This is a genomic window from Pseudomonas sp. B21-021 (assembly GCF_024749205.1).
In the GTDB taxonomy this organism is placed as follows: Bacteria; Pseudomonadota; Gammaproteobacteria; order Pseudomonadales; family Pseudomonadaceae; genus Aquipseudomonas; species Aquipseudomonas paraglycinae.
This window is the reverse complement of sequence record NZ_CP087192.1, coordinates 5,251,842-5,267,513: the sequence shown is the minus strand read 5'-3', so window position 1 is coordinate 5,267,513 and position 15,672 is coordinate 5,251,842. Positions and strand designations below refer to the sequence as shown.

Below are 15,672 nucleotides of genomic sequence, written 5' to 3'. Positions count from 1 at the left end.
AGGTTTTCATGCCTTCAACCCTAACCGCGGGGGATAAGGATGGCAAGCAGTCGAAAAAAATTGAGAGGAATACCCGGAAAGCGGTTTTTTCCGAGATTTTATTCTCTGAATCAACGTGAATGTTTGCAGAGATTGCGCAGTCCGTTCGTCGTGCGCAATCCCTGTGGGAGCGAGCCTGCTCGCAATGAGGCCAGTCGCCTCACCCGCAAATCAAGGCTGGAAAGCCCCAATGAAAATCGCCGGATCGACCCGCGCATCGTTCAGGCTGACGTTCCAGTGCATGTGCGGCCCGGTCGCCCGACCTGTAGCGCCCACCTTGCCCACCACCGCACCGCGGGCCAGTTGCTGGCCGTTCTGCACATCGATCTTCGACATGTGGCAGAACATGCTGATGAAGCCCTGGCCGTGGTCGACGAACACCGTGTTGCCATTGAAGAAGTAGTTGCCGATCAGGATCACCTTGCCTGCTGCCGGGGTCTTGATCGGCGTGCCGGCCGGCACCGCGAAGTCCAGACCTGCGTGCGGATTGCGCTCTTCACCGTTGAAGAAACGGCGCACGCCGAACTTGCTCGACAGCGGCCCGTTGACCGGTTTGTCCAGCAGCAGATTGCTCGGCGTATTCGGACTGAAACTGCGGTAGGCCTTGATCTGTTCGGCCAGTTCGCCCTCGATGCGCTTGAGGTTGGCCGGGTTCGGATTGACCTGCTGGGTGTTCTTCAGGGTGATGTGCTGTTCCGGGTATTTCTTGTTGCCGACATTGAAGTTGAGGTTACGGCCGCCACTGCTGATCTGCTGAACGCCGGGTTTGACGGTCAACGGAACGCCGACAATCGCCAGCCAGTTGTTCTGTTCCTTGACCACCAGCACCGGTTTGCCCTGATACGTGGCTTTCGGCGCTTGCGCAGCGGTGCCCAGATCGACGACAGCCACGCCGCCCGGCACCGGTTTGTTCAGCAGGCGGGTGATGTAACTGTCGGCGTGGGCGTTGAAGGTCAGGCACAGCAACAGCAGCGGAGCGAGAAAACGCGGCATGGATCAGTCCAGTAAAGAAAGGGTGACAGGCGTGAGGTGATTGTCCTCGACGCGCACTTGCAGTTCGCCTTCGCCCAGTCTGGCCTTGAGGCGCTGGCCGGTGTGAGTCTGCGCGGCGTTGCGAATCGCGTTGCCGCGCTCATCCAGCAGAATGCTGTAGCCACGGCCGAGAGTCGCCAGCGGGCTGACCACGTGCAGGGTCTGCATCTGGCTTTGCAGCTGTAAACGGCGGCGTTTCAGGCCTTCGTTCATGGCGCGTGGCAGGCGCTCGGCGAGGCTGTCGAGGCGCTGGCGCAACAAGGCCAGCTGGCGTCCCGGATGTTGCCCGGCGAGGCGGGTTTCCAGACGAATCAGGCGTTCGCGGCGGGTATTGAGCTGGCGCTCGAAGGCGCGGCGCATGCGCATGTCCAGATCATCCAGACGCTGTGCCTGCTGGCGCAGACGCTCGCCGGGATGGCGCAACCGGCGGGTCATGCCTTCAAGGCGCAATCGATCGCGCATCAGGCGATCACGCATGCGCATCACCAACCGGCGATGCAGGCTTTCGACCTGCCGGATCAGGTGGCTGGAATCCGGGGCAAGCAGTTCAGCGGCAGCGGACGGCGTCGGAGCGCGCACGTCAGCCACGAAGTCACTGATCGACACATCGGTTTCATGGCCGACCGCGCTGACGATCGGCGTGACGCAGGCATCCACCGCCCGGGCCACCGCCTCTTCGTTGAAGCACCAGAGGTCTTCCAGCGAGCCGCCGCCGCGAGCCAGGATCAGCGCGTCGAAACCACGGGCATCCGCCAGTTTCAGGGCGCGGACGATCTGCGCGGTGGCTTCGCGGCCCTGAACGGCGGTGGGAATCAGCGTCAGCTGAACCTGCGGCGCGCGGCGGCGGAACACGCTGATGATGTCGCGGATCACCGCGCCGGTCGGCGAACTGATGATGCCGATGCGCTGCGGATGTGCCGGCAGCGGCACCTTGCGCTCGGCACTGAACAAGCCTTCGGCGCTGAGCTTTTCCTTCAAGGCATCGAAGGCCAGACGCAGGGCGCCATCACCGGCCGGCTCCACGGTGTCGAGGATCAACTGATAGTCGCCACGCCCTTCGAACAGCGAGACCTTGCCGCGCACCTTGACCGCCAGACCGTCCTTCAGCGCCTGACGCACCCGCGCGGCGTTCTGGCGGAACAGCGCGCAACGCACCTGCGCGCCGCTGTCCTTGAGCGTGAAATACACGTGGCCGGACGCCGGGCGGGCGAGGTTGGAGATTTCGCCTTCGACCCAGATGTTGCTGAACACGTCTTCGAGCAACACCCGCGCGCGGCCGTTGAGCTGGCTGACGGTCAGTACTTCGCGGTCGAGGCCGAGTCTTGCAAAGGGATCTTTAATCATGGGGCGCAGTTTAAAGGCATTCGCCGGTGAATGTCTGGAGGAAGTGTTGCACCAGAGGTGTGGGATTTTGCCGAGAAGCAAGGGCGACGGTGCTCTGGCAATCGCCGGTCAGCGGCAGAAATCTCACACCGGCCGGCGCGATGTCCTGCATTGATTCCGGCAGTAGAGCGATGCCGAATCCGGCCTGGATCAACTGCAGTTGCGTGGTCTTGCGCGACATCACTCGTGCAGCCTGGGGAAAGAAGCCATGACGCATGCACAGGTCGGCGCACAAATAACTCAGCCCGCCGCGCTGCGGATGCGGGATGGAGATGAAGGCTTCGTCTTTCAGTTGTGCCAGATCGACTGCCTCCATCAAAGCCAGTCGATGATCCGCCGGCACGGCAAGCAGCAAGTGTTCGGTATAGAGCGGCACAATCTGAACGCCCTCGCGCTGGCGCAGCACCGGCAGGCGCAGAAGACCGATATCGAGCCGGCCCTCGGCCAGTTCTTCAAGTTGTGCTTCCGAGGAGAGCGTGCCGATGTCCAGCGAAACGCCGGGTTGCTGCTCCAGATAAGTGCTCATGTCGCGCAACAACCGGCCACTGATCGGCACGGTACTCGAGTGGCACACGCGCAAAGTACCGCGCTGGCCCTGGCCGATTTCCGTGGCCAGGGTGCTGGCCTTGTTCAGTTCATTGAGCAGGTTTCTCGCCCGGGGCAAAAACGCTTCACCAGCGGCGGTGAGCCGGGGCTGGCGTGCGGTGCGTTCGAACAGCGGCGTTTGCAGGCGGGTTTCCATGTCCTTGATCTGCCGGCTCAGCGCCGATTGAGCGATGAACAGCCGTTCGGCTGCGGCACTGAAGCTGCCGCTCTCGGCGATTTCCACGAAGTAGCGCAATTGACGGGTTGAAAGCACGAGGCATGCCTTTTCGAGATGACTTGGCGGTTTCGAAGATATTAGTCGCAACCCTCGGCGCTGGCTAAAGTCATCGCAGGCTTATAAAGGAAGCGAGCGAATGAGTGTGGCGGGGTTGTTGAGCGAATGGTCGTGGGGCGCGCAGGGCTGGTTGGTGATCGGGCTGGCCATCGCGCTGGCGTACATCGTGTTCGGGATTGCCGGTTTCGGTACGGCGCTGGTGGCGGGGCCGATTCTGATTCTGTTCATGCCACTGTCGAAGATCGTGCCGTTGCTGGTGCTGCTGGATTTCGTCGCGGCGTTCGGCAACCTGCTGCCGTCGCGGCGCGACGTGGCGAAACCGGAGTTGCTGCGGCTGTTGCCGTGCATGGCGGTGGGTTGCACGCTGGGGGTGATTTTCCTGCTTAATCTCAAGTCCGATCTTTTGCTGCTGTTGATGGGGTTGTTCATCAGTGCCTATGCGATCTACAGCTTGTGGATCAAGGCGCGGCCGGCGCAGTTGTCTGCCGGGTGGGCGTTACCGATGGGCACCGTGGGCGGGCTGTTCGGGGCGTTGTTCGGCAGTGGCGGCTTTCTTTATGCAATCTATCTCAACAGCCGACTGCCCAAGGACGCAGCCCGGGCCACGCAAAGTGCGCTGATCAGTTGCAGCACAGTCGTGCGTTTGAGCCTGTTCGCCATCGCCGGGGTGTATGCCGAGCTACCCTTGTTGATGCTTGCACTGTGCCTGTTGCCGGCGATGGCGCTGGGCTTGTGGGTCGGACGGCGCTTGACCATGCGCCTGTCCCGCGAGGCCTTCGTGCGGCTGGTGACCTGGCTGGTGCTGGCGAGCGGGATTGCGCTGATCGGCCGCTATTTAAGCACTTGACCGGATTTTGTCAGGGATTAAGCTGCCGGCCGCAGTTTCTGTGGGAGCGAGCCTGCTCGCGATAGTGCCGTATCAGCCAGTATTGACGTGACTGACTCACCGCCATCGCGAGCAGGCTCGCTCCCACAGGGGTAACCTTCGGTTTTTGCAGCAGGCTTGCACCATGAATTCCCAAAGCATCATCGTCCCGAAAATCTCCAACCTGCCGGTGCACGAGCCCCGGGCCCGGGCGATCCTGCGCTGGCTGGTGCGCAAGAACATCATCAAGGAAGAGCTGAGCACCTGCGGACGTACCGGCAATCGCATGGCCTACGCCATCGCCGATGGTGCCCGCGCGGTGGTGCTGCATCCCGAGGCGCTGCCGTTCGGTGAGCCGATCAATGGGCTGGAAGTCATCACCAAGCGCTGCATCTACACCCCGGCCAAAGGTTTTCTCGAAGAAGCCGGTTGTGCCGAGTGCCGCCAGGAGATCGGCGAAGCGCTGTTCGAAAGCCTGGAAGACTGGATGCCGGGCCGCACCGACAACTTCACCTGTCCTGAATGCGGGCATGAAGACGACATCAACGGTTTCCTGTATTTGCAGGAGTGCGGGTTTTCCAACCTCGGGTTCATCTTCAACAACTGGCTGGAGGCGGGCTTCAAGCAGAGTTTCATCGACGAATTCGCCGACTGGCTGGATCAACCGGTGAGCTGGGTCAAGGTCGAGTTGTAAGGGGCGTTTTTCCCGTACATCAGCAACATTGATATAAGACAAGTTTTACATTGAGCCCGGTAGGGTGTCTGAGTATAATGGCGCGCTTCCATTTTCCCGCTCGGGAGCCCCCGCGATGCTGCGTATCAGCCAAGAAGCTCTGACCTTCGACGACATTCTTTTAGTGCCTGGTTATTCCGAGGTGCTTCCTAACGAAGTCAGTCTGAAGACCCGCCTTACCCGTGGCATCGAGCTGAACATTCCTCTGGTTTCTGCCGCCATGGACACCGTCACCGAAGCCCGTCTGGCAATTGCCATGGCTCAGGAAGGTGGCATCGGCATTATCCACAAGAACATGACCATCGAGCAGCAAGCTGCCGAAGTTCGCAAGGTCAAGAAGTTCGAAGCCGGTGTGGTCAAGGACCCCATCACCATCGAGGCTGACGCCACGGTTCGTGATCTGTTCGAACTGACCCGCATGCACAACATTTCCGGCGTTCCGGTTTTGCACGATGGCGACCTGGTCGGCATCGTCACTTCCCGTGACGTGCGTTTCGAAACCCGTCTGGACGCCACCGTTCGTGAAGTGATGACGCCGAAAGAGCGTCTGGTCACCGTTCGCGAAGGCGCCGACAAGAACGAAGTCCGCGAGCTGCTGCACAAGCACCGCCTGGAAAAAGTCCTGATCGTCGACGACAAGTTTGCCCTCAAAGGCATGATGACCGTCAAAGACATCGAAAAAGCCAAGGCCTACCCGCTGGCCAGCAAGGACGATCAAGGTCGTCTGCGCGTCGGCGCTGCGGTCGGTACCGGTAAAGATACCGGTGACCGCGTTGCCGCCCTGGTCAATGCCGGTGTGGACGTGGTGGTGGTCGACACCGCACACGGTCACTCCAAAGGCGTGATCGACCGCGTTCGCTGGGTCAAAGAGAACTTCCCTGAAGTGCAGGTGATCGGCGGCAACATCGCCACCGGCGCAGCCGCCAAGGCTCTGGCCGAAGCTGGCGCCGATGCCGTCAAGGTCGGTATCGGCCCTGGCTCGATCTGCACCACCCGTATCGTCGCCGGTGTCGGCGTTCCGCAAATCAGTGCCATCGCCAACGTTGCCGCTGCCCTCGAAGGCACCGGCGTTCCGTTGATCGCCGACGGCGGCATCCGTTTCTCCGGTGACCTGTCCAAGGCCATCGTGGCCGGTGCGTCCTGCGTGATGATGGGCTCGATGTTCGCAGGTACCGAAGAAGCGCCGGGCGAGATCGAACTGTTCCAGGGCCGTTCGTACAAGGCTTATCGCGGCATGGGTTCGCTGGGCGCCATGTCCCAGGCTCAAGGTTCCTCCGACCGTTACTTCCAGGACTCCTCGGCAGGCGCCGAGAAACTGGTTCCGGAAGGCATCGAAGGGCGTGTTCCTTACAAGGGCACCCTGAGCGCGATCATTCACCAGTTGATGGGCGGTCTGCGTTCCTCGATGGGTTACACCGGCAGCGCCAACATCGAAGAAATGCGCACCAAGCCTGAGTTCGTGCGGATCACCGGTGCCGGCATGGCCGAATCCCACGTTCACGACGTGCAGATCACCAAGGAAGCGCCAAACTACCGCGTAGGTTGAGGCTTCAAGCAAAACGTTAAATGACCGGGGCTGTTTTATTCAGCCCCGAGTCGTTTCTGAATCAAAGACTGTTTCTGAATTACTTAGACGAGACTGAATCATGGCCCTCGACATTCACGCTCACCGCATCCTGATCCTCGACTTCGGTTCGCAATACACCCAACTGATCGCCCGCCGCGTGCGCGAGATTGGTGTGTACTGCGAACTGCACCCGTTCGACATGGACGAAGATGCGATCCGCGAATTTGCGCCAAAAGGCGTGATCCTCGCCGGCGGTCCCGAGTCCGTGCACGAAGCCAACAGCCCGCGCTGCCCGCAAGCGGTGTTCGACCTGGGCGTACCGGTCTTCGGTATCTGCTACGGCATGCAGACCATGGCCGAGCAACTGGGCGGCAAGGTTGAAGGCTCCGAACTGCGTGAGTTCGGTTATGCCCGCGTTGACGTGGTCGGCAAGAGCCGTCTGCTCGACGGCATCGAAGACCACATCGACGCCGACGGCCTGTTCGGCCTCGACGTGTGGATGAGCCACGGTGACAAGGTCACCAAAATGCCGGAAGACTTCCACATCCTGGCCAGCACCCCGAGCTGCCCGATCGCCGGCATGTTCAACGACGAGCGCGCCTACTACGGCGTGCAGTTCCACCCGGAAGTGACCCACACCAAGCAGGGCGGTCGCATCCTGTCGCGTTTCGTTCTCGACATCTGCGGCTGTGAAGCCCTGTGGACTCCGTCGAAGATCGCCGAAGACGCCATCGCCAACATCCGCGCACAGGTCGGTACCGACAACGTGCTGCTGGGTCTGTCCGGCGGTGTGGACTCCTCGGTGGTTGCGGCGCTGCTGCACAAGGCCATCGGCGACCAGCTGACCTGCGTTTTCGTTGACAATGGCCTGCTGCGTCTGCACGAAGGCGAGCAGGTGATGGCCATGTTCGCCGAGAACATGGGCGTCAAGGTGATCCGCGCCAACGCTGAAGACCAGTTCCTGAACAACCTGGCCGGCGAAGCCGATCCAGAGAAGAAGCGCAAGATCATCGGTCGTACCTTCATCGACGTGTTCGATGCCGAATCCTGCAAGCTGGACAACATCAAGTACCTGGCTCAGGGCACCATCTACCCGGACGTGATCGAGTCGGCTGGCGCGAAAAGCGGCAAGGCCCACGTGATCAAGTCGCACCACAACGTGGGCGGCCTGCCGGAAGAGATGAACCTGAAACTGGTCGAGCCACTGCGCGAACTGTTCAAGGACGAAGTTCGTCGTTTGGGCCTGGAACTGGGCCTGCCGTACGACATGGTCTACCGTCACCCGTTCCCGGGCCCGGGCCTGGGCGTGCGCATCCTCGGCGAAGTGAAGAAGGAATACGCCGACCTGCTGCGTCGCGCCGACCACATCTTCATCGAAGAACTGCGCAAGGCCGACTGGTACCACAAGGTCAGCCAGGCCTTCGTCGTGTTCCAGCCAGTGAAGTCGGTTGGCGTGGTCGGCGATGGCCGTCGTTACGCCTGGGTCGTGGCCCTGCGTGCCGTGGAAACCATCGACTTCATGACCGCACGTTGGGCACACCTGCCTTACGAACTGCTGGAAACCGTGTCCGGCCGCATCATCAATGAAATCGAAGGCATCTCGCGCGTTACTTACGACGTGTCGAGCAAGCCGCCGGCGACCATTGAGTGGGAGTGATCCTGCGTCGCGCCCTCTAGAATTCAAGGTTGGATTCGCAGGGGCGCAGAAGGGTTATAAAAAATGCCAGTCAGTTAATCTGACTGGCATTTTTGTTTTTGGCGGAAAGTGCGGAGGAGGGCGCAGGTATTAGAGGAACTGTGACCGAATCAAATCCGTATCGAACGGTGTTATCCCCTGATCAGGTGCGAACACCGCTTGTGCCTGCTGCGGCGAAGCCACTCGTTCGCCTCGTGCTCGTACATGCAAATCGAACAATGTCTCCAGATCAGGCCGTGGTGTATGTACCAAAGCCCGCAGCATCAACGAAATCCCACTGAGGTTGTTCCCGACATTGTTCCACCGAGGAGATGAGGTCAGTCCCAGGTCGGCCCAGATCACGCGCCGCTCCTGCAAGTCCATCACAAATGGCAGACAGATCTGTGTGTCGGAGGCGATATCGATACGATCGAACACGGTTCGCGGCTCGAATACTTCACCCGATGCAGTATCGGCGCGTGCCATCCAGCCAGCGAAGCATTCTGGAAGATCGCAGTACGGCTGCTGGGTGAATGAGTTGATAGACGTGACGACGTAGCGAATGCCCTTCTCGACGAGGACTTCAAGGTCGAGGTCGATGAACTCCGAAGCCCCTTCGGGTGCGTCGACGATGTCGCCGCTGTGGCAGCCGCCGTAATCTCTCAGGTTGTAGTACGCAACCGTTTCTCTGAACACGAAGTTGGCATCGAAAAATGCGGCGGACAAGTCGATGTCCGTGCGTGCACGACCGTTCTTCCACCAAAGAAAAAGGCGAATGAAACGTGTGTCAGGCATCGGCAATCGGCTGCCCCGCACCAGTGTACGCAGCGATTTCGAAGAAGCGCGTTGTGCCAGCGGTACCCTGTACTCGCGTAATTCTGGATCAATGTAACAGCGACCCAATGGCGCTAGTGCCGCAAAACGCGATACCAGAGCGTCCTCGCAGATTCGCGCTGCACGAGCCAGCACCTCGGGTGCGAGAAGCTCTCGGTTATCCTTGATGCCATAGACTTTGGCGAATGAACCCTTCGGTGTGAACGCCCGAAGTGGCAGGGGGCGCGGCGCACGTGACTGGGCCAGCAACTGCAGCAGGACAGGCGAGGACACTTGTGGGGCAACAGCCTCGAACGCATCGAGAACCGGCTCTGGTTCCGTCGCGCGCCGCAGGGTCGCGTCCAGCCGTCGTGCGAACTCACCGGGACGGCTCAGTAGCACGGACACAAGCTCGGCAATATCGCGCTGGGCGAACAATGTTTCGACGCGTGAACCAAATGAGGCAGGCGCTTCGTTGCGACGCGCTGCGGTGATTGCGGCCAGCGCTCTTGGGTATTTATCGGCGTAATCGCCCGGATGAAGTACTTCAGCCAGGCGTTTCCATCGCTCGGCATGCCGCATCACGTCTTCCGTAGCGTTGGGTATTCGGTCGAGCAGGCTCAACAGCAGACGGCGCATCGAGCGCTTCATCGCTTTGAAACGTGTTGTAGCGGTTGCCAGTGACACGTCTCCTCCATTCAACGCGATCGCCAGTCGTAGCACGTCAGTCGCCGTTTCGACGTTTTGCTCCAGAAATGCATCCACCCGTGCATCGCCAGCTACATGCAGGATCAGTGCGCCGCCAACCTGTGCCCGGATCTCCCGGAACGGGACGACCTCAGGCAGCAGACGGAACACTTCACTTTTGTACTCGCGGATAAACCAGACGACGTCGGCCGCTTCCTCTTCGGAGAGCGAGGTGCGTGATGAAACCAGCGGCTCGAGCAGTGACTCGAACTCAGGGATGCTTCCCGGTTCGATAACCCAGGGAATGAAGTTGCCTTCAAGCATTGGAGGTCGAGAGTCTTCAGTCGCGGGTAAACGTCGAAGCGTGTGGTAATGCATGACGGCGTTGAGGTACAGCTCGGCCTCCGAGGCCGTCAGAACCTGCTCAGGAAAGTCAGGGTAAAACGGCCGGTGGTGCACATGAGCGCCACTCCTGCGCCGAAGCACTCTGACAATGTCACGCAACCAGTACTTGAGCTCTGTCGCCGACAACAGGCCGATTTGCTCAATCAGGGGCTCTGACAGTACGCACCGGAACGCCGCGATTTCCCGAATAGCCGACGCGACCTGAGCGCGCGTGGCACCACCAGTGCCCATCGGGACGTGAACTTTACTGCGGCGACGCAGGAACAGCTCCTGATTCATGCTTGATTTTCTCCCTGGGTCGCCGTCGTGAGCGAGCTGCAGCATCGTGTCTACAGCCGATATGAAAACGCCTGCTGGGAGCAGGCGCGGTGTGGAGAGCGGAACCCCTAGTTCATAGGGTTTAGAAGGAAGGTGTTCCATAGCCACGCCGGCATTCTACGGAAAGTTCTCCCCGGTTGTCAGGTTGCTTGGCATTCCAACGGTAACAAGCTGCGTCACCGAAAAAACAAGGTGTTTATGAGTGATAGGTCGCTCGTCCTTTCAGGGGCCGCAAAGTCTTTCAGGTATTCGCAGTGTTCCATCTGGCGACTACCAAGTGGAAATATGCTGAATTACAAGGGCGCCGAAAGGCGCTCTTGTAATTCAGCAGGACACGCTTATTTCTGTTTGGTGCGTGCGCTGGCGGGAAGCTGGTATACGGATGAAGGGTGGTGGCAAAATAGTGTCAATTGCTCCGGATCGGTGGATTCGGGTTTCAACGACAAGGATGTGGGCAGGCTGTGAGCGCTGCTGCGTAAGGGATATATGGTTTCCATCTACGTGAACGGAATAGACAAGACCCGTCAGATCAGCGACTGGACGATAAAAGGTGATGGGCGCGGTGGCGTCTCGCTGACTTGTCACTATCCATCTGGCAAGAGTTGGCCCAGTCCGCTTGCCGAGTGCGAGGTTGTTCCGACTCGAGAAGTGAAACACCTGCTACTGAGGAAAAAATCCAGCTCAGTGATAAGTGCTGTCGAGAGTGCAGTGATTTACGGCGAGAAATATGCCGTCGTTCAGTATTCCGCAGGTGGCAAAAAGTACGCTTACAAGCTCGCCGATATCGAATTCACCACACCGACGAAGATGAAAGACGATTCGGTTTTCCAGTATTTCCGCTCTGTAGCTGATGCGAGAGTCATTCAGGCCGAATCGGAAAAGGATAAGGTGATCGCCGAGAATGTGCAGCGCCAGTTCGATTCAATTTCTGCATGCGCGAGCACCGCATTGCACGCTTATTGCACCGGTCGTAATGGAAGTCAGGAGCCTGTAGCAGACCTTGTTTTTCCATTTGGTCTCAATGAGAGTCAGCTTGAAGCAGTGGAGCAGGCTTTCACTTCTCAGATCAGTTTGATCGAAGGGCCCCCCGGCACCGGCAAGACACAAACCATTCTGAACATTGTCGCCAACATTCTGTTGCGTGGAAAAACCGTGGCGGTGGTATCGAACAACAATGCGGCAGTGTCCAACGTATGTGAAAAGCTAGGTAAGTCAGGCCTCGGTTATCTGGTTGCCGAGTTGGGCAGCAATGAAAACCGTGAAGCGTTTTTTGCCAATCCTCGTCCCCGACCCACAATTGCTCCTGAAGCGGCGCCTGAGATGGCGAACATTCAGAGTGTCTTTCAGAAACTCAAAGGCTACCTGGCTGACCGCAACACGATGGCCAGGCTGCAGACTGAAGTCAGTGAGCTGGAGATCGAGCGCAGTTATTTGCGGCAGTGGCAGCAAGAAAGTGGCGTGCTGGATCCCATTCCCCTGGGCAAATATAACCTGACCCCGCAAAAGTCCACCGACCTGATGGCATTCCTGACGCACCTCGCTGGCAACCGCGTGCGAATCAAGGACAGGATAGAAATGCTGTTCAACTTCAAGATCCTGCGCATGAAACCATTCGATGACTGGGCCAAGCGCAAATCGGTCTTCTACGGTCTGCAGCTTCACTACTACGACAAAGCGCTTCAGGAAAGAAAAGCGACGCTGGCAGGGCTTCAGGAAAAGTTGCGGCTGGGTAATTATCAGGTGTTGCTTGAAGAACTTACGAGTACCTCGATGAAGTACTTGAAGCAGCATCTCCACCGACATGTACCGCAAACTGAGCCCTTCGATGCCAAGAGTTATCGGAAAGCCAGATTCGATGAATTCATAAAGCGCTATCCGATCATTTCAAGCGGTACGCATTCCATCGTCAATTCCTTGAAAACCGGCACAGTGCTCGACTACGTCATCATTGACGAGGCTTCGCAGCAAGACATCGTTCCTGGAGTATTGGCTCTGGGCTGTGCGAAGAATCTGATCGTTGTCGGTGACAGAAAGCAGTTGGCACACATTCCGGCGACGCTGGACATGGCAGCACCAGCGGCTCACTACGATTGCGAGAAGTACAGTTTGCTGGATTCGTGTGTCAGCGTGTTCGAAGGTGCGATCCCGATGACCCTATTGAAGGAGCACTATCGCTGTCACCCGCAGATCATCAAGTTCTGCAATCAGCAGTTCTACGACGATCAACTGGTTCCGATGACTGAAGATCGCGGGGAAAAGCCGTTGTCAATGCTGGTGACCGCAAAGGGTAATCACACGCGGCACAAAACCAATCTCCGGGAACTGGATTCACTGTTGGCAGTGCTTGATGGTGAGGGCGAAAGTACTTGGGAGGACGAAGACGGCAGAGGATTCATCGCCCCGTTCAGGAACCAGGCCAGGTTGTCTGGCACTCTTTTGCCAGAGGATTTCGTCAAAGACACCGTTCACAAATTCCAGGGGCGGGAGTGCGACGAGATCGTCTTTTCCACTGTGCTGGACAAAAAGAGTACGACACCGAAACTTCTAGCGTTCGTGGACGACCCCCGGATGATCAATGTGGCGGTATCGCGGGCCAAAAAGCGCTTCACCCTGGTCACCGGCGAAGACGTTTTCACGGCCAACAATGGGCACATCGCAGCGTTGGTGCGTTATATGGAGTACTACGCTGATGAAGCGCAACTTCATCGCGCACCCGTGATATCGGCTTTCGATCTGCTCTACACGGAATACGACAAGTCGCTGGAGCGGCTCAATAGCAAGTTGCGAAGGAGCGATTCCGACTACAAGTCCGAGCAGATCATGGCGCAGATACTGCGAGAGACCCTTGATCAGGAGCTCTACCGGGGGATTGCGGCCCACGGCCAGATCGAATTGAACCAGTTGGTCTCGACGGCCAACGAGTGGCTGACCCCGAGAGAAAGGGAGTTCATGGACAACCGCGCCAGTTGTGATTTCGTGATCTATTTCAAAGTCGGTAAAAGACCACTCGGAGTGATAGAGGTCGACGGAGGAAGTCACGCGACACCGATGCAAATCGAACGGGATGCCTTGAAAGACAGCATCCTGCAAAAGGCGGGTATTTCGCTATTACGTCTACGCACCGTCGAGAGTCGCATCGAGGACCGGGTAGCCGAGTTTATGGCGCAGTGGGCAAGTACAACCACTGGAGGAAATACCGCGCCCGCTTGAGGCTCAAGAGCACAGTGAGGTTCTTTTTGTCGTCAATACCGGATTGGATGCGACAACACTTCACTTAATCTTTCTCAATTGCAGGTGTATCGTATTCGCCCTTTACGGGCCTGCGGGCCCGCCGCAGATACGTGAGGTAGTTGAGTTCATGTCCTTTACCCGTCGCCAAATCCTCGGTGGCCTGGCCGGTCTTGTTGTCGTTGGCGTGGGAGCGGGGGGCGCGTCGCGTTACTGGCTGGGCAAGATGGCCGATGCCGATGCGGGACATGACTATGAGCTGATCGCCGCACCACTGGACGTCGAGCTGGTGCCGGGGCACAAGACCGAAGCCTGGGCGTTTGGCCCGTCGGCACCGGGTACCGAGTTGCGCGTGCGTCAGGGCGAATGGTTGCGGGTGCGGTTCATCAACCATCTGCCGGTGGCGACGACCATTCACTGGCACGGTATTCGCCTGCCGCTGGAGATGGATGGCGTGCCGTACGTTTCGCAATTGCCGGTGCTGCCGGGCGAATACTTCGATTACAAATTCCGTGTGCCGGATGCCGGCAGCTACTGGTATCACCCGCACGTCAGCAGCAGCGAAGAACTCGGTCGCGGGCTGGTCGGGCCGTTGATCGTTGAGGAGCGCGAGCCGACCGGGTTCAAGTACGAAAAGACCCTGAGCCTGAAGAACTGGCACATCGACGACGAGGGCAACTTCGTCGAATTCAGCATCCCGCGCGAAGCGGCCCGTGGGGGTACGGCGGGGCGGCTTTCGACCATCAACGGCGTGCCTTCGCCGGTAATCGAGTTGCCAGCCGGGCAGATCACCCGCGTACGCCTGCTCAACCTCGACAACACCCTGACCTATCGCATCAACATTCCCGGCGTCGAAGCGCAGATCTATGCGCTGGACGGCAACCCGGTCGAGCCGCGCCCGTTGGGCAAGGAATACTGGCTGGGCCCGGGCATGCGCATCTGCCTGGCGATCAAGTCGCCGGCGGCCGGTGAGGAACTGTCGCTGCGCAACGGCCCGGTTCGCCTCGGGACTTTACGTTCGGTGGCCAATAATGACGCGCCGACCGAGTGGCCGAAACAATTGCCGGCCAACCCGGTGGCCGAGCCGGACCTGGCCAATGCGGAGAAACTCAACTTCAATTTCGAATGGGTCGGTTCGGTGTCTGTGAATGTCGACAACGGCAAGCCGCCGAGCCTGTGGCAGATCAACGGCAAGGCCTGGGACATCACCGACAAGACCTGCGCCGATCGGCCGATTGCCAGCCTGAAACTGGGCCAGAGCTATATTTTCGAACTGAAGAACATGACCCAGTACCAGCACCCGATCCACCTGCACGGCATGAGCTTCAAGGTGATTGCGTCGAACCGGCACAAGATCATTCCGTACTTCACCGACACCTACCTGCTGGGCAAGAACGAGCGCGCGCAAGTGGCGCTGGTGGCAGATAACCCGGGGGTGTGGATGTTCCACTGCCACGTGATCGACCACATGGAAACCGGCCTGATGGCCGCCATCGAGGTGAAGTGATGCGCCAGATTCGCCCCGCTGCGATCATCGACCGCAGCCGTGATCGCGACTACATGCGCGAGGCGCTGGAGCTGGCAGCCCAAGGCGCAGCCCTCGGTGAAGTGCCGGTAGGCGCGGTGCTGGTGCAGGATGGCGAGATTATCGGTCGTGGCTTCAACTGCCCGATCAGCACCAGTGATCCCAGCGCACACGCAGAAATGGTCGCGATCCGCGCCGCCGCGCAAGCGGTGGATAACTATCGACTGCCAGGCAGTACGCTCTACGTGACGCTGGAACCGTGCAGCATGTGCGCCGGGCTGATCGTGCACTCGCGGATCACCCGTGTGGTGTACGGCGCGCTGGAGCCCAAGGCCGGGATTGTGCAGAGTCAGGGGCAGTTCTTCACTCAGGGCTTTCTCAACCATCGAGTGTTGTATGAAGGCGGGGTGTTGGCGGAGGAGTGTGGCGCGGTGTTGACTGAGTTCTTCAGGGCGCGGCGCGCGAAACCGGCAGACTGAACACAAAACCAATGTGGGAGCGAGCCTGCTCGCGATAGCGGTC

Annotated in this window: 11 protein-coding genes; 7 read left to right on the top strand and 4 right to left on the bottom strand. The window is 59.1% G+C overall.

Annotated features, from left to right (window positions below; all coding sequences use genetic code 11):
* Window positions 1-210: 210 nt before the first annotated feature.
* Genes LOY31_RS23570 through LOY31_RS23560 form a run of 3 tightly spaced genes read right to left on the bottom strand, consistent with a single transcriptional unit; the run spans window position 211 to window position 3,313 of the window.
* On the bottom strand, window positions 211-1,032 hold the full coding sequence (locus LOY31_RS23570; protein WP_039765736.1) for a peptidoglycan DD-metalloendopeptidase family protein: 822 nt from the start codon (window positions 1,030-1,032) through the stop codon (window positions 211-213).
* A 3-nt stretch (window positions 1,033-1,035) separates the two neighbouring features.
* Window positions 1,036-2,415, bottom strand: coding sequence for an exodeoxyribonuclease VII large subunit (gene xseA / locus LOY31_RS23565; protein ID WP_007956669.1), 1,380 nt, complete (start codon window positions 2,413-2,415; stop codon window positions 1,036-1,038).
* Window positions 2,416-2,425: 10 nt separating this feature from the next.
* Window positions 2,426-3,313, bottom strand: coding sequence for a LysR family transcriptional regulator (locus tag LOY31_RS23560; protein ID WP_258712278.1), 888 nt, complete (start codon window positions 3,311-3,313; stop codon window positions 2,426-2,428).
* Window positions 3,314-3,413: 100 nt separating this feature from the next.
* Here LOY31_RS23560 and LOY31_RS23555 point away from each other — a divergent pair, with 100 nt between their 5' ends.
* The 4 genes from LOY31_RS23555 (at window position 3,414) to guaA (ending at window position 8,156) form a co-directional block, all read left to right on the top strand.
* Complete coding sequence (locus LOY31_RS23555) at window positions 3,414-4,181, top strand: sulfite exporter TauE/SafE family protein (RefSeq protein ID WP_258712277.1); 768 nt, start codon at window positions 3,414-3,416, stop codon at window positions 4,179-4,181.
* Window positions 4,182-4,344: 163 nt separating this feature from the next.
* The gene (locus LOY31_RS23550; RefSeq protein WP_085606832.1) at window positions 4,345-4,893 is read left to right on the top strand and encodes a sugar ABC transporter ATPase; all 549 of its coding nucleotides are present in this window, start codon (window positions 4,345-4,347) and stop codon (window positions 4,891-4,893) included.
* Window positions 4,894-5,008: 115 nt separating this feature from the next.
* Window positions 5,009-6,478: an IMP dehydrogenase gene (guaB, locus tag LOY31_RS23545; protein ID WP_011335798.1), complete on the top strand. Its 1,470-nt coding sequence runs from the start codon at window positions 5,009-5,011 to the stop codon at window positions 6,476-6,478.
* Window positions 6,479-6,578: 100 nt separating this feature from the next.
* Window positions 6,579-8,156 carry a glutamine-hydrolyzing GMP synthase gene (gene guaA, locus LOY31_RS23540; RefSeq protein ID WP_108590389.1) on the top strand — a complete coding sequence of 526 codons (1,578 nt, stop codon included), beginning with the start codon at window positions 6,579-6,581 and terminating at the stop codon, window positions 8,154-8,156.
* Window positions 8,157-8,285: 129 nt separating this feature from the next.
* On the opposite strand, the gene LOY31_RS23535 is transcribed toward guaA, so the two are convergent.
* Entirely contained in the window at window positions 8,286-10,358 is a 2,073-nt protein-coding gene (locus LOY31_RS23535) for a TerD family protein (RefSeq protein WP_258712276.1), read from the bottom strand.
* 525 nt (window positions 10,359-10,883) lie between these two features.
* On the opposite strand from LOY31_RS23535, the gene LOY31_RS23530 reads away from it, so the two are divergent.
* The 3 genes from LOY31_RS23530 to tadA all read left to right on the top strand — a co-directional run bounded on the left by LOY31_RS23530 (window position 10,884) and on the right by tadA (window position 15,629).
* Window positions 10,884-13,607: an AAA domain-containing protein gene (locus tag LOY31_RS23530; RefSeq protein WP_258712275.1), complete on the top strand. Its 2,724-nt coding sequence runs from the start codon at window positions 10,884-10,886 to the stop codon at window positions 13,605-13,607.
* Between the two features lie 148 nt (window positions 13,608-13,755).
* A complete protein-coding gene (locus LOY31_RS23525) occupies window positions 13,756-15,132 on the top strand; it encodes a multicopper oxidase family protein (protein ID WP_258712274.1) in 1,377 nt (458 codons plus the stop codon).
* Window positions 15,132-15,629: a tRNA adenosine(34) deaminase TadA gene (gene tadA, locus LOY31_RS23520; RefSeq protein ID WP_258712273.1), complete on the top strand. Its 498-nt coding sequence runs from the start codon at window positions 15,132-15,134 to the stop codon at window positions 15,627-15,629. Before LOY31_RS23525 ends, tadA begins: the two co-directional genes overlap by 1 nt.
* Window positions 15,630-15,672 lie beyond the last annotated feature (43 nt).